The following is a 19050-nucleotide window of genomic DNA, read 5'->3' on the forward strand; positions in this document are numbered from 1 at the left end:
ATCAATTGAGAAATCCCAACTACCCATAGATTTCTCACATTCGTTCGAAATGACATAGAGGATTCGAGCAAATTCGTGGCATTCGTGTCAAATCCCAAATACCCTGTTACAAATCCCCTCTTGCATCGTCTTACTCTAAATGCAACCCTTTGGCAGTTGCCCTGTCTTTATAAAAAACACATCAAAAACGAACAGATGACCTTGCCCAACACCAAGATCTTCCCAATATTATGTTTCCTCATGGCCCTGCCCATGACCGCCCAGACCATCAGCTCCCGGCTGGTGGATGCCAAGACCCAAAAAGGCATTCCGTATGCCACGGTGCAGTATGGCGAACACCAAGGCACGATCACCAACGATGAAGGCCGTTTCAGCTTTACCTTGGAAGCCGCTTCCGCACCCGATTCCATCCATATCTCCTCCATGGGGTACGCCAAACAGGGCTTTGCCCTTGCCCAATTGCAGGACAGTGTGGTGCTGCTCCAGCCCAAAGCCATAGAACTCAGCGGCGTGTACGTGTTCGACAAGGAACTTACCGTGGACGAGATCATCGAGAAAATGGTGGAGCGCCTTCCGCAGAACATCAACAAGGAACCCGTGAAACAGCGCTTCTTTTTGCGGCAGTCCGAGCTGGCCACCATCACCAAGGTGGACTTCGGGTTTGAGGAATCCAGCATTGCGGAGCTCAATAAGGAACTCATGGACAGCATTGCGGCAAGCATCCCCAAAAATGCCAAAACCTATACCGAAAGTCTGGGCGACCTCTACAAGCACAACGGCAAATACAAACTGGACATCATCAAGGCGGCCGACCTGTACGACAAGAACCAAGTGGGCTCCTTTGAGGAACTGGGCGAGCGCATGCAGACCATTTTTAAGCAGAACATAAAACCGGATTCCTACCTGAAGATCAAATCGGGCATTTTTAGCCAAAAGGTGCAAGTAGATTCCATCCTCAGCGAAATGGCGGAGGAAGAGGCCCAAAACCTACAGGACGAAGTTGAAAAGGACACCATCTCCGGTCTGGTGGATTCCCAACGAAGCGCGTTCAAGGAACTACTGAACGAACTCTACTACCAAGAGGACAGCAAGTTGGACCTTACCCGAAAGACCCGAAAGTATGCCTTTACCCTGGCCGGCTATGCCGAAATGGACGATGCCGGAGTCTACGTGATCGACTACGAGCCCAAGCGGGGCAGTGCCGAGTTCAAGGGCCGCCTCTACATCAACATCGCCGACTTTGCCATTATGCGGCTGGATGTGCAGAACACCGAGCGTCTGCGCAATTTTAGGCTGCTGGGCATTACCTACCGCGAAGTGCTCTACAAGGGCACCATGCGCTTTGCCCAACTGCCCAATGGCAAGTACGACCTCCGCTTTATGGACTTTACCTTTGGCCGCTACTTTGCCGTGGACCGACCGCTAAAAGTGATTGAAAAGAACAAGCACGTAAAGGGCCGCCGCAAGCAGAACGAACTCTCGCTGAACATAGATTTTAGGATGAGCCCCACCCAAAAATGGGAATTGGTGGTGTTTGACCAAGAAGTGATGCCCGAAGACCGGTTTACCAACTTTAAAGAGGACAAGACCGTACGCGCCACCTATATGCCCACCTACGACCCCGGGTTTTGGCAAGGCCATACCATTATGGAGCCCAACCAAGCCATACGGGAATTTACTGTGGAAGAATAGTTGTAAGGGTTGAGTTTTTAGTTCTCAGGTTCACCTTTCACCCAACACCTTTTACCCCACTTGTCATATATGACATGTACCCATCGCCGAAAAACGCTTTTCTTACTCCTATTATGGAAAAAGACGAGACTTTTAAAGAATGGATTGTGGACGGCTACGGCTCTCCCGAAAAATTGGCCCAAATTTTAGAGTTTGGAATTTTTATGTTGTTCTTTTTGGAAGAAGACACCTTCTCCCGAAGGGAGGTGCAAGATGTGGTGGAAGCGATTAGGGGGATTATGATTGAATTGAGGGTTTAGTCCAATGCATTTTCACCACTTACTTACGAAGAGCTTTAAGAATCCTTTCCTCATTGATTACGATATCTCTGAACAAAACATATGGAAACTCTTGATATGTGGAATCCTTAAATGCTTCAAAAATATTACGAAGTGATGCTGCTGGAACAAGTGATAGATTCATTTCAGTATCCAGTTCACAGTCCGCTATAAAGTCATCGCTAAATTCAGGTGATACAAGTAATATCTTAGCAATTCTCAGGTTATTTTTGATAGCGAGATTTTGATAAGACTTTAACTGCCTAGACACTGTACTAAATTTGTTATAACCCCTTTCTTTAACCGATTTACATTCAACTATAATTATTTCATCGTTACCTAGGTTCAAAAGAATATCCATCATATCCTTTTTTGTATTTAGTTGATTTCTAAACTTATCATCCACATTAAAACCTAGTCCTTTGAAAATAACTTTAGTCAGTTCTTCAAATTTTAACCCAAGTTCGCTTTCCTTAATTGCAATCCCATTTTCCTTCAGTTGATTTAAATCACGATAAGCCACGTTTTCATAATTCTCCAAGTAAAGGTTTTCAACATCTTTATAAAATTCAAGAATATTAAGTATGTCGTCCCCTCGTTGTTTAATTCCATTTTCCCTAATAAACATTTTGAGGTCCTCCTTGGAAATCAAATCAAGAATATCTCTAGGCTTTATGTTATAGTCAAGCAGAAAATCAGCTTTCAGAACATACTCCTCTTGAAATTGGAATTGTTCCCTTATCTGCATATTTAATTTTGGAAGAGTTACGTTGAGTTCAGACAAGAGCTTGTCAAAGCCATCCAAAGAAATTCCCACTTTCTCATCACGCTCAACATTATCAAAATACTTGATTAGGCTTTCAATTTTTTCATCTAACGTAGCTCCTTTTAGATTCTTAATATTTAATCCTTTTTCACATAATTCATTAAGTATCTTTTTCCTTTGGGTTAGAGTACTATCTGATTTATAAATTTTTGAGAGCAATAAATTTGTGAATGGAACTCCCTCTTTTATTATTCCTTCAATTTTTTGAGAAAATGTATGGTTTCTATCAATGTTATGCTCCCTTGCTATTTGATTTATTATGGGCTCTCTCAATAATTTGAGCGTTCTACGATAGAACTTTTCTGCAACTTCTTTTTCTCGAACTTCTCTCAATATCCTAACCATTTCATCCGCCACATAAATCGTATTCTCTTTGTTAGAATAAAATATAACTCCAATGTTCTTTAACTCTTTAATGACGTCTTGAATATCCTTTTTCTTAATTGGGAGTATTGAGTAATTAATCAATTTAATCTCCTCCTGAGAAAGGCCTAGTTGCTTGGATAGGGTTAGTAATATTGATAGCTCATCTGATGTTATTCTTGGGTCCCTATTACTTTCCACATCATTCTTATATGCTGTATAAAGACAAGACTTGTATATTTGATAATCTCGTTTTCTTATCTCACTTAAATCAGATTTTTCGTTCTCAAAGTCAGCATTTAGTGATTTAATTTTTGAATTTAAGTTTTTGATTTCTGCTTCATATAGCCGCGAGAACCAATCTTGTTTCATTATGCAGTTTCCATCTTTAATTATTATATCAATTAAGATGTCCAACTGTGATGTAATCTCTTGAAATTCAGATTTTATATGCTCTTTGAATTCACTAGAAATCAGAGTAAAAATGTTAGCAATATTCTGACTATCAACAGATTTCAATCCCTTATCTGATGTAATCAGAATCTCATTAATTTCCTTTTTGTTTTTTGGATCCTTAGATATGATATTATCTATGATTTTAATGAAAGAGTTTTTTTCAATTGAGCCGAGTTTATCTAGTATTTTCTCTAACCTCATCCGATTATTTATTTAATAATTAAAGAGTCTTATTGAAGTAAAATTAGGGGAGGGAAACTTCTAAATATCAACCCAATATAATATTTTTTACCAAAATATCTTACAAGGTATAGCGAGAAAGCCTATAGCGGTTTCAATAGGTACGCTTTAAAAATACAAAGGGTCAAACTTTGGCCCTTTCTTTTGGCTGTCTTTTCGTCATACCTTATAATCCACCATGGATTTCATGGTTCCCACGCCCAATGTCAACAGCACCAATCCAACAGCAAAGGCTCCACTCGCCAAGGCCAGGTCCAATCCATTGGCCCAATCGTATTGGCCAAGCCAGCCATACGGCTCTTCCCATTTGTCCAACGTCAAGGATTCAACCAAGAACACCAAGAAAAAATAAAATGAGACCATGACCTGCTCTATGCCCTTTTTTACAGTCTTTGCATAATGTATGTCGTCTTCAGTGAGAAGACCTCTATTGGTGAGAATGGTGTTTATCCTACCCATTTCGACATGTGTAAATGAAATGAGAAAACTTACTACGGCAATGGCCAATGCGGCCATTGTGGCCGCCAAGGTTGTGTCCAAAGGTTCGTCAAGGCTGTTGTACCAACTTATGCTGCTTGGGGCATTGGTGGTTTTGGTTTCCGGGACCTCGTTGGGCTCTTCCGGGGGCAAGACCTCTTGCACCGCTTGGGGCACGGAATCCAATATGGAGTCCTTTTTAATGGATTGCCCAAAGGTACACACGGCAAAGATCAGGGTGCAGACCGCTATAACGCGTTTTGGTTTTGGTTTCATACTTCAGTGCTTTAAAACGTTACTCTATTTTTCTACGCTATGTTCTGTTCCTTTTGGAACAGAACATCAAAAAAAAAAGCTTGCCATTATGCATGGGTATTTCCAGTCTCCGGTTTGGGGCGGTAGAACATCCTTGGCCATGTCCCATTCCTAGGACGGCATTTCAAAAAAAAAGGTTTTGGGGGAAGTTGTTAAAAGTTAGACCAATATAATATTTTTCACCAAATTATCTTACAAGATATGACGAGAAAACCTATAGCGGTTGACAAATCGCAATAAACACTATTCAATGAACAATGGCCATCTTGTCATTCCCGCGCACGCGGGAATCCACCAGCCCAAAAGAAAAAGATTCCTGCTTTCGCAGGAATGACATAAGGCATTCGTGAAAATTCGTGCCATTCGTGTCAAACCCCGAAAAGAGATTTCTCGACTGCGCTCCAAATGACAAAACCAGGCTAACCGTCATTTCGATATGAGATGCAAAGCATCGATTGAGAAATCCCAACTACCCATAGATTTCTCACATTCGTTCGAAATGACATAGAGGATTCGAGAAAATTCGTGCCATTCGTGTCAAACCATAAAAGATTTCTCACAGCTCCTTCACTTTATGCTCAGGACAGGGCTCGAAATGACAAGTGCAGATTTCCTGTTATCTTCGAAAAAACAAATGGATTCCCGCCTGAGCGGGAATGACAAATTAAGACGTATTTACAACTTCTTAAAACATAACCCACTATTGGCGGTCTCCACAGGGCTGCTGTTGCTGTTCTCGGCAGTGGTGTTCCTGTTCACGGAGTGGAGCTACCAATCCATTGAGGTGCTTTCGCTCTGGATGCGGGGCCACTTCGGGTATTTTTACCTGTATCTGGGCCTCGGTTGCGTACTGCTGCTCTTGGGCATTGCCGTATCGCCCTGGGGCAAACTCAAATTGGGCAAAACCAACGAAAAACCGGAACATTCCACTTGGGCGTGGGCCAGTATGCTCTACAGCACCGGCATGGGAGCCGGAATTTTGCTCAGGGCGGTGCAAGAACCCGTTTTTATGCAGCAAAACCCGCCTTTTGCCTCCAACACCACCCCGGAAATCCTCGCGCTTGAGTTCACCTTTTACCAATGGGGCTTTACCGCTTGGGCCTTTTACGGATTGTTTGCCCTGATCATTGGCCATGCGCTCTTTGCCAAACACCAAAAAGTATTGGTAAGCAGTTCCATCCCTCAAAAATTCAAGGGCACCAAACGCGCCAATGCGGTGGATATTTTAGCCATCATCACCACTGTTTTTGGGTTGATCGCCGCCATTGGTCTGGGCACCGCCCAGATTACCGGAGGGCTTAACCATGTGTTCCATTCCGAGTTGGGGGTGACGGTTACCCTACTGCTGGCATTGTTGATTTCAGCCATTGCGTTTGTCTCGGTGTGGTTGGGGGTGGACAAGGGCATCAAACAGATTTCCAAGTTCAATATTTTGGTGACGTTGCTATTGTTGGCCTTTGTGTTCGTCAATAGCAATATGGGGGATATCCTTCTTTCCTTCGGAAAGGCGTCTTGGCACTACCTTATGGATTTTGTTCCGATGAGCATCGCCGTGGGGCGCTACAACCCCGGCATAGACTTCCTCACTGATTGGACGTTTTACTATTGGGCCTTCTGGTTGGCCTGGGCACCCTTTACCGGTATTTTCATCGCCCGGATTTCCCGAGGGCGTACCTTGCGGCAAATGTTACTGGGCGTATTGATCATCCCTTCGCTGGGAACCTTCTTTTGGTTTTCGGTCTTTGGCACTTCGGCCTTTGAAATCATTGAAGGTTGGAGTAGTTACCACAATGAGTTTGGCAGTGTGTTCTCGTCCATCTTCATCTTTTTTGGGGAATACCCGCTTTCGGGACTGCTCAATGGCATCACTATTTTATTATTGGTGAGTTTTTTGGTCACTTCGGTGGATTCCGCCGTATTTGTGTTGAGCATGTTCACGGACAAGGGTAATCCCGATCCCCAAAAGAAGCATCGACTTATCTGGTCCATCTTTATTTTGTTGGCCACCTTGGCGCTCATTCTTCTTGGCAATGCCAAACCGGATATTGATGTGCTTACTGCCGTTCAGAAACTGCTCATTATCACTTCCCTGCCCTTTGCCTTTTTTATGGTGTTCATGGCTGCGGTGTTCTTAAGCGGATTCAAAGGCAATACTCAATGATCAATTAACAATGGGCAATGACCAATGCCTATCCTATCATTTCGATATGAGATACAAAACATCGATTGAGGAATCCCTTCCAACCTTTAGATTTCTCACATTCGTTCGAAATGACATAAGGCTTTCGAGATAATTCGTGCCATTCGTGTAAAACAAAAAATAGATTTCCCACAGCTGCTTCGACTTCGCTCAGGACAAGGTTCGAAATGACCCATAGCATTCGAGAAAATTGGTGCTATTAGTGTCAAAACCTCAGAAGAGATTCTTCGCTTTGCTCAGATTGACGTCAAAGCATTCGAGAAAATTGGTGCCATTCGTGTCGAACCCCTACGCTTTAGGCAAAAACACCTCTGCCATCATACAACGTGCACTGCCACCACCGCAGGTCTCAATGGTATCCAGCGGACTGTGGATGATGGTGCAATGTTTCTCAATGGTCTTGATTTGATTATCACGAAGACTGTTGTATGCAGCTGAACTCATCACCATAAACCGTTGGTCATTGGCCCCGATTACTTGGAGCATGTTCCCTGCAAAGCGGTACATCTGATCTTCGGTAATGTCTATGATTTCCTTACCGTCCATCTTAAGATGGTCCACTACATTCTTGCGCTCCTTTTTGTCATCGATCGTGGCCAAACAAATCACCGCAAAGGTCTCGGCCATGGCCATCATCACATTGGTGTGGTAAATGGGCAAACGCTGCCCGTCCACGGTCTGGTTGGCCGTAAAAATGACGGGGAAACAGTCAAAATCCTCACAGAACTCAATAAAAAGTTCCTCATGGGCCCGTTCGGATAGGGCGCAATACGCCTTTTGATGGACCCGGTCCAAAAGAATGCTTCCCGTTCCTTCCAAAAATACACCTTCTTCCTCGGCCTCGGTATAGTCCATGACATTGTTGATGGCAAAACCTTGGTGCTCCAGAATGTCCAAAATGTCCTCCCGGCGTTCCTTTCTTCGGTTTTCGGCAAACATAGGGTATACACAAACCGTCCCATCTTCATGAAAGGAGACCCAGTTGTTCGGAAAAATGGAATCCGGGGTGTCCTGTTCCTTGATATCGTCTACCACGACCACATGGACCCCATGGTCCCGAAGCTCCTGCACAAAAGTGTCAAACTCTTGCTGCGCCTTCTGGTTGATCTCCGTGTTCTTTAGGTCCAAGTCTTCCTGAAAATAATTGTTGACGGCCGTTTGTTCGTTCATCCGGAAAGCCACCGGACGAATCATGAGAATGGTATTGGTGATCTGTGCTCTCAATGCTTGTTTTGTTAAGTTTCTCTAGGCAAAGGTGGGTATTATTCCCGAATCAAAGGCATGGTACTGCAACGAAGTAACCCTTCTTGTTTGGCAATTTCGGCATAGGGGATTTCCTCTACGGTAAAACCTTGCTCCCGTAACCAGTTGTTCAGTCGGGTAAATCCTTTTTCGGACACCACCACTTCGGGTGAAATGGAAAATACGTTGCTGAACATTTGGTACATCTCGTCCTTGGTAATCTCAAAAACATTGTCTTTTCCAAAATAGTCCACTAACCATTGGTATTCCTCTTCCAACAGAAATCCGTTTCTGTGCAAAATGGCCTTATCCTTCCCCACCGGCTGAAAACAGCAATCCAAATGCAAGGCATTTTCCTTAGGGTCGGTGTTGGATTTACGCAGTTCAAAAGACTTTACGGTTTTGTGGGGAAACATCCTTCGGATGTACTCCACGGCTTCCTTATTGGTACGGGCCGTGATAAAATCTGGGTAATTCGGGCCGGTGTAGGTTCCAATAAAGATATGATCGTTCCAGGGCATTACATCCCCTCCTTCGATATGGACTTCTTCCGGAGGGCGAATGACCTTGTTGGGGTCTATTTTGTCCAACACCTCATGAATGGCCACAAACTCCCGTTCGCGATCTGGGAGGATATTCGCGTGGAAAAGTTTGTCCTCTATCACAAAAGCAATATCTCGGGCAAAAATCTGATTGCAGTCCTCTAATACTTCTGGGCGATATACCTCCACTCCATGTTTCTGGAACACTTGGGCAAAGGCATCCATTTCCAAGATCATATCGGCTTCCTTAGGGTAGGTTCCTGCCAAAATATGCTCCAAGGATTTGGGATCATAGGCCTCATCAGGACTAGGTATGGGACCACAGCTCTTGGCCGTACCCAAAATTACCGCCTTCAAGGGGCTGGTTTCATCCAAAATATTCAATTGCATCATACCGGGTTATGCTATTATTGATACATGAGTATCAAGATACATGGGGTTTTCCCTGAAATTTTAAGGCAAATCTAGTGTTTTACTATCTATTTTCCGTTTGTAGGAAAAGAAAAAACCATAGTCTTTTTATGGGTTTCCTTTAGTTGACATTAGCAATTAGGCAAAATCTTAATAATTTGATTATCATGTTATTAAAAACCACTACTTCATGCATTTTTTTACCCTAGAAATGTGAAGACTACTTTTTTAATTATTACATTTGTACTAAGATTTTTCTTACAAAATGAAAAAAGTGTTTTTTTCTTCCATATTGGTCGTAGGGCTGGTTGCCATCCTTGGTCAAATCAATGCCAAGCATTACGGAGGTCTCTTTTCAGACGACACCAAGGCTGAGCATAAAGAGCCTGTGGTGTATTCCGCAAAATTCAAGGAATGCATCGATATGAAGGATTTCCCCAAAAAGAAAACCTCAAAATATGAAGCTGCTTTTGAAGAAAGTGGCAGGGATATGGAGATGGTCGAAGCTTCCCTAAAAAAATTCAGGGCTTCTCTGGACTCTACCCTAAAAAACTTGAGCTATATAGACGCGCACGAATTTTTGCACGCACGGTTTGAACAATCCAAAGCGTTTGTGTCGCTTCATGACGATATCTCCAAAACACAAGAATACTACCACCGCGAAATTATGCGGATATGCTATGACAATGATCGGCTCCTAAATCTTGATTCGGGTAACTTCCATTAAAGGTTCTACAAAAAAGGCGATTGAAAATTCAATCGCCTTTTTATTATGCTGCCTATCTTTTTTCCAAGGGAACAAAAGACCTCAAGTTTTCGCCAATATAAATCTGACGTGGTCTTCCGATAGGCTCTTTTCGAAGTCGCATCTCTCTCCATTGTGCAATCCACCCGGGTAATCTTCCCAAAGCAAACATCACGGTGAACATTTCGGTTGGGATGCCCAACGCCCTGTAAATAATTCCGGAATAGAAATCCACGTTAGGATATAGTTTTCTATCCACGAAGTACTTATCCTCCAAAGCTTCTTTCTCCAATCCTTTGGCAATGTCCAAGATAGGATCATTTATTCCCAAGTTGCCCAATACTTCGTCGGCAGCTTTTTTGATGATCCTTGCCCTCGGGTCAAAGTTTTTGTATACTCGGTGTCCAAAGCCCATCAATCGGAAGGGGTCATTCTTATCCTTGGCCTTGGCCATATATTTTTTGGTATCCCCACCATCTTCCTGTATAGCTTCCAACATCTCCAAAACGGCTTGGTTGGCCCCACCGTGCAATGGCCCCCATAGCGCAGAGATTCCCGCTGATAGCGAAGCAAACAAACCTGCATGGGACGATCCCACAATACGTACCGTTGATGTGGAACAGTTTTGCTCATGGTCTGCATGCAAAATCAATAGTTTGTCCAATGCGTTGATGGCAATAGGGTCCTTCCTATATTCTTGGTTGGGCCTTTTGAACATCATTTTATGGATGTTCTCCACATAACCCAAACTATCGTCACCATAATCCAATGGCAGTCCTTTTTTCTTGCGCTGTGTCCAAGCGACCAAAACCGGAAACTTGGCCAGAATACGTACAATGGAGGTATACATAGCCTTTTCGGAAGAGACATCAACAGAACTTGGATTGAATGCTACCAAGGCACTGGTCAAGGAGGATAGGACACCCATGGGATGCGCCGATTTTGGAAAGCCATCCAAGATTTTTTTCATCTCTTCATCCACTTGTGATTCCTCTTTGATATCACTGTGGAATTTTTCCAATTGTTCTTTATTGGGCAATTCGCCAAAAATCAACAAATATGCCACTTCCAAAAAGTCGGCCTTTTCCGCCAGCTCTTCAATGGAATACCCTCGATACCTTAAAATCCCTTGTTCTCCGTCCAAAAAGGTAATGGCACTTTCGCAAGACCCGGTGTTCTTGTACCCTGGATCCAAGGTCACTATCCCACTTTCCGCCCTCAAGTTTTTTATATCAATTGCCAATTCATCTTCAGTACCTTTCACCACGGGAAATTCATACCGTTTCCCTCCATATTCGAGTATAGCTGTATCCGACATTTTATGTTTTAATAGATTAGTAAAAATAGAGGTGGAAAAATACGAAAAAGCAGAACCATTAACAATTTACAATTACTATTTGTGTTGGTATTAACAGTAAAATACCAATTGCCAAAAAATTGTTACGATTCTAATCGGTATAGGACCTTGTAATACTCATCCACAGACTTCTTCCATGTAAATCGCATGCGTTTGGCGGATGTCTGTATCTTCTTCCACATAGGCTTATCGTTTTGATATACATCCAACGCTTGGTCCAGAACTTCCAACATGTTCTTGATCTTTTCCTCATAGTTCTCGCCATCAAAACTGAAACCGGTCTTCATGTGTTTAACGGTATCTTTCAATCCACCCGTATTGTGCACCAGACAAGGGTTTCCGTTACGCATGGCCAACATCTGACTAATACCACAAGGCTCAAAAAGGCTGGGCATAAAATAAAGATCCGATTCCAGATAAATGGAGTCTATCAAGTTTTCCGATTGACCGTTGGTAAAAATGAAGTTTTTATGTTCGTAGCTCAATTTTCGGAAGAGCTCCTCATACTCCGGAGCCCCAGTGCCCAACAGCATGAAGATACCGTCCACTTTTTCCAGCTTCTTTAAAATCTCCACAAAGGCTTCCGGGGAACGCATAAAAAAGTAAAACTTTTGCTCGGTCAACCGGGCCACACTGGAGGCAATGAACTTGGGTCTGTTATCCACAAATTCCATGATCTTTTCACCCGTATGGGCCAGAAAATCCGCCTTGTACTTTTTGGACTCTTCCTGCAACCATCTGAACAAGGCCTTTACCGTATTTCTATATATAAAGCCTTTTGATTCCTTGTTGATGTTTTTGTAATTGCATCCGTTCAGGATGCCAAACAACCTTCCTTCCTTATCCGCTTTTTGTAGGTCTCTTTCCAGTCCCTCTCCCCCTATGAATTCCGGTGGTGAGCTGGGCAATAAAATATCTTCTTTGTAGGATGGGGAAACGGTGTGCACCGCATCGGCAAAACGGATTCCCACGGCCATAAGGTTAATGCAGTCCTTATATCTATAATCCATGAGTGCCTTATAATCAATGGGGACATTGGGGAACCAGTTTTTCACGGACGAATAGTTGTCATCAAAAGGTCGTATGCCCTGAATCGCCAAATTATGGATACTATATACAAACCGTATGTCCTTTAGGTTTTTGTACTCGGGATGATATTGCCTTAAAAACAATAAGAGACTGGAATGCCAATCGTGCAAATGGACCACATCCAAATCGCCAAAGGCACCTTTTTTTATGGCCTCGGCCACTGCGGCACAAAAAATGAAATATTTAATGGCATCGGTATAAAAAGGCTCTTCGGGGTCATTATGGTAAATATGGGCAATATCCCCTGCCTCAATCTCTGGGTGGTGCAACACATAGTGCACAATATTTGGGTATTCCTTTTTGGGCTTTACCTCATAGAGTTCTGCCATGTATCCCAAGCCCCTAAGGCTAAAGTTCAGGTTGGTCCTGAGCAGCTCTCCATGATGTAACCTTCCGTAGGAAGGCACTACAACGTGTACCTTGTCTCCACGTTCGGAAATCATCCTGGGCACATCCCGGACCACATCACCCATTCCTCCGGCCTTGCAATTGGCCAGTCCATCATTTTCCGCAGCAACAAAAAGGAAATTGTTCATAGGTTCGTTTCAGTTTGTTCAGTTACAAACATTAATTTATACAAAGTTTGCTACTGTTACAAATAAAAAGCCTTTCTCTGTTGAGAAAGGCTTTTCCAATGCTAAAAAAACATTATGATTTATTTTACCTTAAAGGCTTTTTCCTTTGGATAGTAGGCAACGCTTCCCAACTCTTCCTCTATACGGAGCAATTGGTTGTATTTTGCCATACGGTCACTTCTTGAAGCTGAACCGGTCTTGATCTGACCTGTGTTCAAAGCCACGGCCAAATCGGCAATGGTGTTGTCCTCGGTCTCCCCGGAGCGGTGCGACATTACTGAAGTATACCCGGCATTTTTGGCCATGTTCACGGCAGCAATGGTCTCTGTAAGCGTACCAATTTGGTTTACCTTGATCAAGATGGAATTGGCAATACCGTTTTCGATACCTCTGGACAAACGCTCTACATTGGTCACGAACAAATCGTCACCTACCAACTGTACCTTGTCACCAACCTTATCGGTTAGCATCTTCCAGCCATCCCAGTCGTTTTCATCCATTCCGTCCTCAATGGAGATGATTGGATATTTTTCACAAAGATCGGCCAAGTATTGGGCTTGCTCTTCAGAAGTCCTTACCATTCCCTTATCTCCTTCAAACTTGGTGTAGTCGTACTTTCCATCTACATAAAATTCCGCAGATGCACAGTCCAAAGCAATCATGACATCATCACCCAATTTATATCCAGCCTTTTCAACCGCTTTTGCAATGGTATCCAAAGCATCTTCGGTACCACCTTCCAAAGTAGGGGCAAAACCACCTTCATCACCAACAGCGGTACTCAAACCACGATCGTGCAATACTTTTTTCAGGTTGTGGAAAATCTCGGTCCCCATTTGCATGGCGTGGGTAAAGTTTTTGGCTTTGACCGGCATTACCATAAACTCTTGGAATGCGATAGGAGCATCGGAGTGCGACCCACCGTTGATAATGTTCATCATGGGCACGGGAAGCGTGTTGGCACTTACCCCACCTACATAACGATACAAGGGCATACCCAATTCGTTGGCAGCAGCTTTGGCCACAGCCAAGGAAACCCCTAGAATGGCATTGGCGCCAAGCTTGGATTTGTTGGCAGTTCCGTCCAATTCTATCATGGTCTGGTCTATAAGGTTCTGCTCAAATACAGAGGTACCCACCAATTCTTCGGCAATGATCGAATTGACATTGTCCACAGCCTTGGCCACACCTTTACCCATATAGGTATTTCCTCCATCCCTTAGTTCAACAGCTTCATGCTCTCCTGTTGAGGCGCCTGAAGGTACGGCAGCCCTTCCCAAAATTCCATTTTCGGTAACTACATCTACCTCTACCGTAGGATTACCTCTTGAATCCAATATCTGTCTTGCATGAATGTTGATAATAATGCTCATTTTTAACTAAATGTTTGTTGTTTTTATTAATTGGGCTAAGATACGAAAGGTGTCTCTTTTAACCCCATCTTACAGCCCATAAAACGTGCTAAATAACCTAAAAATAAACTATAACGTTTTAGTTTTTTCCAGTCTTGATCGCATCAAAAAATTGGTCGAAAAGGTAATCGGCATCGTGTGGTCCAGGACTTGCTTCTGGGTGATATTGCACAGAGAACACCTCTTTATCCTTCATCCGTATTCCGGCCACCGTTTGGTCGTTCAAATGGGTATGGGTAATCTCCAAATCGGGGTGGGCCTCGGTCTCTTCCCTATTGATGGCAAAACCGTGGTTTTGCGAAGTGATTTCTCCCTTCCCTGTCACCAAATTAAGGATAGGATGATTGATTCCCCTGTGCCCATTGTACATTTTATAGGTGGAAACCCCATTGGCCAAGGCCAATACTTGGTGTCCCAAACAAATCCCAAAAAGCGGTTTGTCGGAATTAATCATTTTCTTGGCTGCGGCAATGGCATCCGTCAACGGTTCTGGATCACCAGGTCCGTTGGAGATGAAATACCCGTCTGGGTTCCATTCCTTCATTTCCTCAAAAGAGCTGTTGTATGGGAAGACTTTAATGTAAGCTCCCCTTTTCGCCAAGTTTCGCAGGATGTTCTTTTTGATCCCAATATCCAAAGCGGATATTTTGTATGTTGAATTTTCATCACCATAGTAATAGGGCTCTTTGGTGGACACTTTGGAGGAAAGTTCCAAACCTTCCATACTTGGAACGCTTTTCAACTCTTCCTTTAGGGCGTCTATTTCATCCACTCGGGTAGATATCAAAGCGTTCATGGCCCCATGGTCCCTGATGTAACTTACCAAGGCTCTAGTATCCACATCCGAAATGGCCAAAAGGTTATTCTTGTCCAAGAACTCCAAAAGGCTCATATTGGCGCTGGGCCTGGAGTATTCGTAACTGAAATTTTTACAGATAAGACCTGCAATCTTAACGGAGTCAGACTCGATCTCATCGGCATGCGTGCCATAGTTTCCTATGTGGGCATTGGTGGTCACCATCAATTGCCCAAAATAAGAGGGGTCGGTAAAAATTTCCTGATAACCGGTCATCCCGGTATTAAAACAAACCTCTCCTACAGCGGTGCCTTCTTTTCCTCCCACGGCCTTACCATAAAAAATGGTTCCATCGGCCAACAATAGTAATGCTCTTTTTTTCGCGTGATACTTCATTTGTGTGCTCTAATTTCAGTTATGACAAAAAAACATAAAAAAAGGATAAGTTCTCACTTATCCTTTTTCCACTAATACAATAGTTAATAACATTGTTCTTATTCTTCAGAATCGTCGGTTTTGGTTTCGGCCACTGGCGCAACAGGCTCAGCTTTCTTAGTTCCTCCCCTTCTACTTCTTCTTGTGGTCTTCTTCTTGGGCTGACCTGCATTGTACAGCTCATTGAAATCCACCAATTCTATCATGGCCATATCGGCGTTATCCCCTAGTCGGTTACCCAACTTAATGATTCGGGTATATCCACCTGGTCTATCAGCAACTTTTTCAGCTACGCTTCCAAAAAGTTCTGTAATGGCCTCCTTGTTCCTTAGGCTACTGAAAACAATCCTTCTGTTGTGCATACCTTTTTCGGCAGTTTGGTTGTTCTCTGTCTTGGCCTTGGTGATCAAGGGCTCCACAAATTGTTTCAAAGCCTTGGCCTTGGCAACTGTGGTGTTGATTCTCTTGTGCTCTATAAGTGAGCAAGCCATATTGGCCAACATCGCCTTTCTATGGGCCGATTTTCTTCCTAAGTGATTAAACTTCTTTCCGTGTCTCATTGTTTCAATTTATCATCTTGCTACCAAATCCCTACGTTATTGGGAGAGCAAAATATGATTATTAATCTTTATCTAGTTTGTATTTGGAAAGGTCCATACCAAATTGTAGGCCTTTGTTGATGACCAACTCTTCCAATTCGGTCAAAGATTTTTTACCAAAGTTCCTGAACTTCATCAAATCGTTCTTGTTGAAGGAAACCAAGTCTCCCAAAGTATCCACTTCGGCAGCCTTAAGGCAGTTCAAGGCTCTTACGGAAAGGTCCATGTCTACCAATTTGGTCTTCAACAGCTGACGCATGTGCAAAGATTCCTCATCGTAGGTCTCTGTTTGTGCTATTTCATCAGCCTCAAGGGTGATGCGCTCATCAGAGAACAACATAAAGTGATGGATCAAAACCTTGGCAGCTTCGGTCAACGCATCTTTTGGGTGGATGGAACCATCGGTAAGAATCTCGAAAACCAATTTTTCGTAATCGGTCTTTTGTTCTACCCTGAAGTTCTCAATGCTGTATTTTACGTTTTTCACCGGAGTGTAAACGGAATCCACGGCAATGCTTCCCAAAGGTGCATTGGATTTTTTGTTTTCCTCGGCAGGAACGTAACCACGTCCTTTTTCTATAACGATCTCAAGGTTGATGCTCACTTTGGGATCCATGTTACAGATCACCAACTCTGGGTTGAGTACTTGGTATCCTGAGATAAATTTTTGGAAATCACCAGCGGTCAATTGTTCCTTTCCACTAACGGAAATGGAAACAGTCTCGCTCTCAACATCATCAATCTGTCTTTTAAAACGAACCTGCTTAAGGTTCAAAATGATTTCAGTTACGTCTTCAACAACGCCTGGGATAACAGAAAACTCATGTTCAACTCCATCTATGCGCACAGAAGTGATGGCAAAACCTTCCAAAGAGGAAAGCAATACCCTTCTCAGCGCATTCCCAACTGTTAATCCATAGCCAGGTTCCAAAGGGCGGAATTCAAATTTCCCTTCGAAATCTGTTGAATCGATCATTATAACTTTATCGGGCTTCTGAAAATTAAGTAATGCCATAATTGGATTAATGTTGAATTCTTATTTAGAGTACAATTCGACGATCAGTTGTTCCTTGATGTTTTCAGGAATCTGAAGTCTTTCTGGAATGGTTACAAAAGTTCCTTCTTTTGTAGCCGAGTTCCAAGTGATCCATTCGTAAACACTACTGTTGTTGGCCAATGAATCTTCGATGGCTTGAACGGATTTGGATTTTTCCCTAACACCTACTACATCACCTGGCTTCAATTTGTAGGAAGGAATGTTCACTACATCACCGTTTACGGTAATGTGACGGTGCGATACCAACTGGCGCGCTCCTCTTCTGGAAGGGGAAATACCCATTCTGTAGACCACATTGTCCAAGCGGGATTCGCACAATTGAAGCAATACCTCACCGGTTACTCCTTCTTTTCTTTTCGCTTCTGCAAAAAGGTTACGGAACTGACGCTCCAAAATACCATAGGTATACTTGGCCTTTTGCTTTTCGGCCAACTGAACGGCATATTCCGATTTTTTACCACGGCGTCTGTTGTTACCGTGTTGTCCTGGAGGATAATTTTTCTTTTCAAAAGACTTGTCGTCCCCGAATATCGCTTCTCCAAACTTTCTAGCGATCTTTGTTTTTGGTCCTGTGTATCTTGCCATCTTCTTTAAAAATTGGAAAGTGCGATTATGAATTAAGGCTTATCCTTCGATAATCTAACTGCACCTTCGGTGAAGACCCTATTGGGCCGTTGAATATACTAAAATTAAACTCTTCTTCTTTTGGGTGGTCTACAACCGTTGTGTGGAAGTGGTGTAACATCTACAATCTCGGTAACTTCGATTCCCGAATTGTGGATGGAACGGATGGCAGATTCCCTACCGTTTCCTGGTCCTTTCACGTATACCTTAACTTTGCGCAAACCTGCTTCGTGGGCGATTTTTGCACAATCCTCTGCTGCTATCTGGGCAGCATAAGGGGTATTTTTCTTGGAACCACGGAATCCCATTTTTCCTGCGGAAGACCATGAAATCACATCCCCTTTTTTGTTGGTAAGGGATATGATGATGTTATTAAAAGATGCAACAACGTGTGCCTCGCCAGTAGATTCGACGATCACTTTACGTTTTTTTGCTGTTTTGGTATTTGCCTTTGCCATATTTTTTAGTTTCTAGTGTTAGCTCTTAGTTATTGGAATCCTAGACTTTTACATTTCAAACAGATTCTTCTAACGTCTAAATACTAACTAATGACTGTTACTGCTTATTATTTAGTTGCTTTTTTCTTGTTGGCAACCGTCTTTCTTTTTCCTTTTCTGGTCCTAGAGTTGTTCTTGGTACGCTGACCTCTAAGCGGCAATCCTGCTCTGTGGCGAATTCCACGGTAACAACCGATGTCCATCAATCGTTTGATGTTCAATTGGGTCTCTGAGCGAAGTTCACCTTCAATGGTATAAGCGGAAACAGCTTCCCTGATACGACCGATTTCATCATCGTTCCATTCAGAAACTTTTGTATCCTCACTTACTTGGGCGGTCTTCAAAATCTCTTGCGCCCTACTTTTACCTACTCCGAAGATGTAGGTAAGTGCAATAACGCCACGCTTTTGTTTAGGTATATCTACACCTGCAATTCTTGCCATAATTACCCTTGTCTTTGTTTAAATCTAGGATTCTTTTTGTTGATTACGTACAATCTGCCTTTTCTGCGAACTATTTTGCATTCGGCACTCCTCTTCTTTATTGATGCTCTTACTTTCATCGTAATTAGTATCTATAAGTAATTCTTGCTTTCGTTAAATCGTATGGACTCATTTCCAACTTTACCTTATCCCCGGGGAGCAACTTGATGTAGTGCATCCTCATTTTCCCGGAGATGTGTGCCGTTACCACGTGTCCGTTTTCCAATTCTACCCTGAACATTGCATTGGACAATGCTTCAATGATAGATCCGTCTTGTTCTATTGCTGGCTGTTTTGCCAT

General features: G+C 43.1%; 19 protein-coding genes. 4 read left to right on the forward strand and 15 right to left on the reverse strand.

Annotated features, from left to right (window positions below):
• Positions 1-195: 195 nt before the first annotated feature.
• Both F8C76_RS08730 and F8C76_RS08735 read left to right on the forward strand, forming a co-directional pair.
• Positions 196-1692, forward strand: a complete 1497-nt coding sequence (locus F8C76_RS08730; RefSeq protein WP_152131329.1) for a carboxypeptidase-like regulatory domain-containing protein — start codon at positions 196-198, stop codon at positions 1690-1692.
• 113 nt (positions 1693-1805) lie between these two features.
• The gene (locus F8C76_RS08735; RefSeq protein ID WP_152131330.1) at positions 1806-1991 is read left to right on the forward strand and encodes a hypothetical protein; all 186 of its coding nucleotides are present in this window, start codon (positions 1806-1808) and stop codon (positions 1989-1991) included.
• A gap of 19 nt (positions 1992-2010) precedes the next feature.
• Here F8C76_RS08735 and F8C76_RS08740 read toward each other — a convergent pair whose 3' ends face one another.
• A complete protein-coding gene (locus F8C76_RS08740; protein WP_152131331.1) occupies positions 2011-3855 on the reverse strand; it encodes a hypothetical protein in 1845 nt (614 codons plus the stop codon).
• Between the two features lie 198 nt (positions 3856-4053).
• Positions 4054-4647: a hypothetical protein gene (locus F8C76_RS08745; protein WP_152131332.1), complete on the reverse strand. Its 594-nt coding sequence runs from the start codon at positions 4645-4647 to the stop codon at positions 4054-4056.
• 673 nt (positions 4648-5320) lie between these two features.
• Here F8C76_RS08745 and F8C76_RS08750 point away from each other — a divergent pair.
• The gene (locus F8C76_RS08750; protein WP_152131333.1) at positions 5321-6847 is read left to right on the forward strand and encodes a BCCT family transporter; all 1527 of its coding nucleotides are present in this window, start codon (positions 5321-5323) and stop codon (positions 6845-6847) included.
• A 327-nt stretch (positions 6848-7174) separates the two neighbouring features.
• Here F8C76_RS08750 and ctlX read toward each other — a convergent pair whose 3' ends face one another.
• Entirely contained in the window at positions 7175-8080 is a 906-nt protein-coding gene (gene ctlX, locus F8C76_RS08755; protein ID WP_152131501.1) for a citrulline utilization hydrolase CtlX, read from the reverse strand.
• Positions 8081-8148: 68 nt separating this feature from the next.
• Positions 8149-9063 (reverse strand): dimethylarginine dimethylaminohydrolase family protein, encoded by a 915-nt coding sequence (locus tag F8C76_RS08760; protein WP_152131334.1) that lies wholly within the window; start codon positions 9061-9063, stop codon positions 8149-8151.
• Between the two features lie 283 nt (positions 9064-9346).
• On the opposite strand from F8C76_RS08760, the gene F8C76_RS08765 reads away from it, so the two are divergent.
• Entirely contained in the window at positions 9347-9808 is a 462-nt protein-coding gene (locus F8C76_RS08765; RefSeq protein WP_129653229.1) for a hypothetical protein, read from the forward strand.
• Positions 9809-9860: 52 nt separating this feature from the next.
• On the opposite strand, the gene F8C76_RS08770 is transcribed toward F8C76_RS08765, so the two are convergent.
• The 11 genes from F8C76_RS08770 to infA all read right to left on the reverse strand — a co-directional run bounded on the left by F8C76_RS08770 (position 9861) and on the right by infA (position 19050).
• On the reverse strand, positions 9861-11144 hold the full coding sequence (locus tag F8C76_RS08770) for a citrate synthase (RefSeq protein WP_152131335.1): 1284 nt from the start codon (positions 11142-11144) through the stop codon (positions 9861-9863).
• A gap of 122 nt (positions 11145-11266) precedes the next feature.
• Entirely contained in the window at positions 11267-12808 is a 1542-nt protein-coding gene (locus F8C76_RS08775; protein ID WP_152131336.1) for a glycogen synthase, read from the reverse strand.
• Positions 12809-12927: 119 nt separating this feature from the next.
• Entirely contained in the window at positions 12928-14220 is a 1293-nt protein-coding gene (eno, locus tag F8C76_RS08780) for a phosphopyruvate hydratase (RefSeq protein ID WP_116218568.1), read from the reverse strand.
• Positions 14221-14338: 118 nt separating this feature from the next.
• A complete protein-coding gene (gene carA, locus F8C76_RS08785) occupies positions 14339-15451 on the reverse strand; it encodes a glutamine-hydrolyzing carbamoyl-phosphate synthase small subunit (RefSeq protein ID WP_152131337.1) in 1113 nt (370 codons plus the stop codon).
• 98 nt (positions 15452-15549) lie between these two features.
• Entirely contained in the window at positions 15550-16050 is a 501-nt protein-coding gene (rplQ, locus tag F8C76_RS08790; protein WP_129653234.1) for a 50S ribosomal protein L17, read from the reverse strand.
• 61 nt (positions 16051-16111) lie between these two features.
• Positions 16112-17104, reverse strand: a complete 993-nt coding sequence (locus F8C76_RS08795; RefSeq protein WP_116218571.1) for a DNA-directed RNA polymerase subunit alpha — start codon at positions 17102-17104, stop codon at positions 16112-16114.
• A gap of 21 nt (positions 17105-17125) precedes the next feature.
• Positions 17126-17731 carry a 30S ribosomal protein S4 gene (rpsD, locus tag F8C76_RS08800; protein ID WP_129653235.1) on the reverse strand — a complete coding sequence of 202 codons (606 nt, stop codon included), beginning with the start codon at positions 17729-17731 and terminating at the stop codon, positions 17126-17128.
• Positions 17732-17835: 104 nt separating this feature from the next.
• A complete protein-coding gene (gene rpsK / locus F8C76_RS08805; protein ID WP_129653236.1) occupies positions 17836-18228 on the reverse strand; it encodes a 30S ribosomal protein S11 in 393 nt (130 codons plus the stop codon).
• Between the two features lie 107 nt (positions 18229-18335).
• Positions 18336-18710 (reverse strand): 30S ribosomal protein S13, encoded by a 375-nt coding sequence (rpsM, locus tag F8C76_RS08810; protein ID WP_116218574.1) that lies wholly within the window; start codon positions 18708-18710, stop codon positions 18336-18338.
• A gap of 2 nt (positions 18711-18712) precedes the next feature.
• Positions 18713-18829: a type B 50S ribosomal protein L36 gene (ykgO, locus tag F8C76_RS08815; protein ID WP_013621733.1), complete on the reverse strand. Its 117-nt coding sequence runs from the start codon at positions 18827-18829 to the stop codon at positions 18713-18715.
• A gap of 5 nt (positions 18830-18834) precedes the next feature.
• The gene (gene infA / locus F8C76_RS08820; RefSeq protein WP_008613577.1) at positions 18835-19050 is read right to left on the reverse strand and encodes a translation initiation factor IF-1; all 216 of its coding nucleotides are present in this window, start codon (positions 19048-19050) and stop codon (positions 18835-18837) included.

The organism is Flagellimonas olearia, from assembly GCF_009184425.1.
GTDB lineage: Bacteria > Bacteroidota > Bacteroidia > Flavobacteriales > Flavobacteriaceae > Flagellimonas > Flagellimonas olearia.

Bases quoted from the DNA above. Each gene is read 5' to 3' on its own strand.
- carA (WP_152131337.1), bottom strand. From the start codon at position 15,451: ATGAAGTATCACGCGAAAAAAAGAGCATTACTATTGTTGGCCGATGGA.
- rpsK (WP_129653236.1), bottom strand. From the start codon at position 18,228: ATGGCAAAGGCAAATACCAAAACAGCAAAAAAACGTAAAGTGATCGTC.
- F8C76_RS08795 (WP_116218571.1), bottom strand. From the start codon at position 17,104: ATGGCATTACTTAATTTTCAGAAGCCCGATAAAGTTATAATGATCGAT.
- F8C76_RS08770 (WP_152131335.1), bottom strand. From the start codon at position 11,144: ATGTCGGATACAGCTATACTCGAATATGGAGGGAAACGGTATGAATTT.
- rpsM (WP_116218574.1), bottom strand. From the start codon at position 18,710: ATGGCAAGAATTGCAGGTGTAGATATACCTAAACAAAAGCGTGGCGTT.
- F8C76_RS08775 (WP_152131336.1), bottom strand. From the start codon at position 12,808: ATGAACAATTTCCTTTTTGTTGCTGCGGAAAATGATGGACTGGCCAAT.
- rplQ (WP_129653234.1), bottom strand. From the start codon at position 16,050: ATGAGACACGGAAAGAAGTTTAATCACTTAGGAAGAAAATCGGCCCAT.
- F8C76_RS08745 (WP_152131332.1), bottom strand. From the start codon at position 4,647: ATGAAACCAAAACCAAAACGCGTTATAGCGGTCTGCACCCTGATCTTT.
- F8C76_RS08760 (WP_152131334.1), bottom strand. From the start codon at position 9,063: ATGATGCAATTGAATATTTTGGATGAAACCAGCCCCTTGAAGGCGGTA.
- ctlX (WP_152131501.1), bottom strand. From the start codon at position 8,080: ATGATTCGTCCGGTGGCTTTCCGGATGAACGAACAAACGGCCGTCAAC.
- F8C76_RS08750 (WP_152131333.1), top strand. From the start codon at position 5,321: ATGGATTCCCGCCTGAGCGGGAATGACAAATTAAGACGTATTTACAAC.
- F8C76_RS08740 (WP_152131331.1), bottom strand. From the start codon at position 3,855: ATGAGGTTAGAGAAAATACTAGATAAACTCGGCTCAATTGAAAAAAAC.
- F8C76_RS08735 (WP_152131330.1), top strand. From the start codon at position 1,806: ATGGAAAAAGACGAGACTTTTAAAGAATGGATTGTGGACGGCTACGGC.
- rpsD (WP_129653235.1), bottom strand. From the start codon at position 17,731: ATGGCAAGATACACAGGACCAAAAACAAAGATCGCTAGAAAGTTTGGA.
- infA (WP_008613577.1), bottom strand. From the start codon at position 19,050: ATGGCAAAACAGCCAGCAATAGAACAAGACGGATCTATCATTGAAGCA.
- F8C76_RS08730 (WP_152131329.1), top strand. From the start codon at position 196: ATGACCTTGCCCAACACCAAGATCTTCCCAATATTATGTTTCCTCATG.
- F8C76_RS08765 (WP_129653229.1), top strand. From the start codon at position 9,347: ATGAAAAAAGTGTTTTTTTCTTCCATATTGGTCGTAGGGCTGGTTGCC.
- ykgO (WP_013621733.1), bottom strand. From the start codon at position 18,829: ATGAAAGTAAGAGCATCAATAAAGAAGAGGAGTGCCGAATGCAAAATA.
- eno (WP_116218568.1), bottom strand. From the start codon at position 14,220: ATGAGCATTATTATCAACATTCATGCAAGACAGATATTGGATTCAAGA.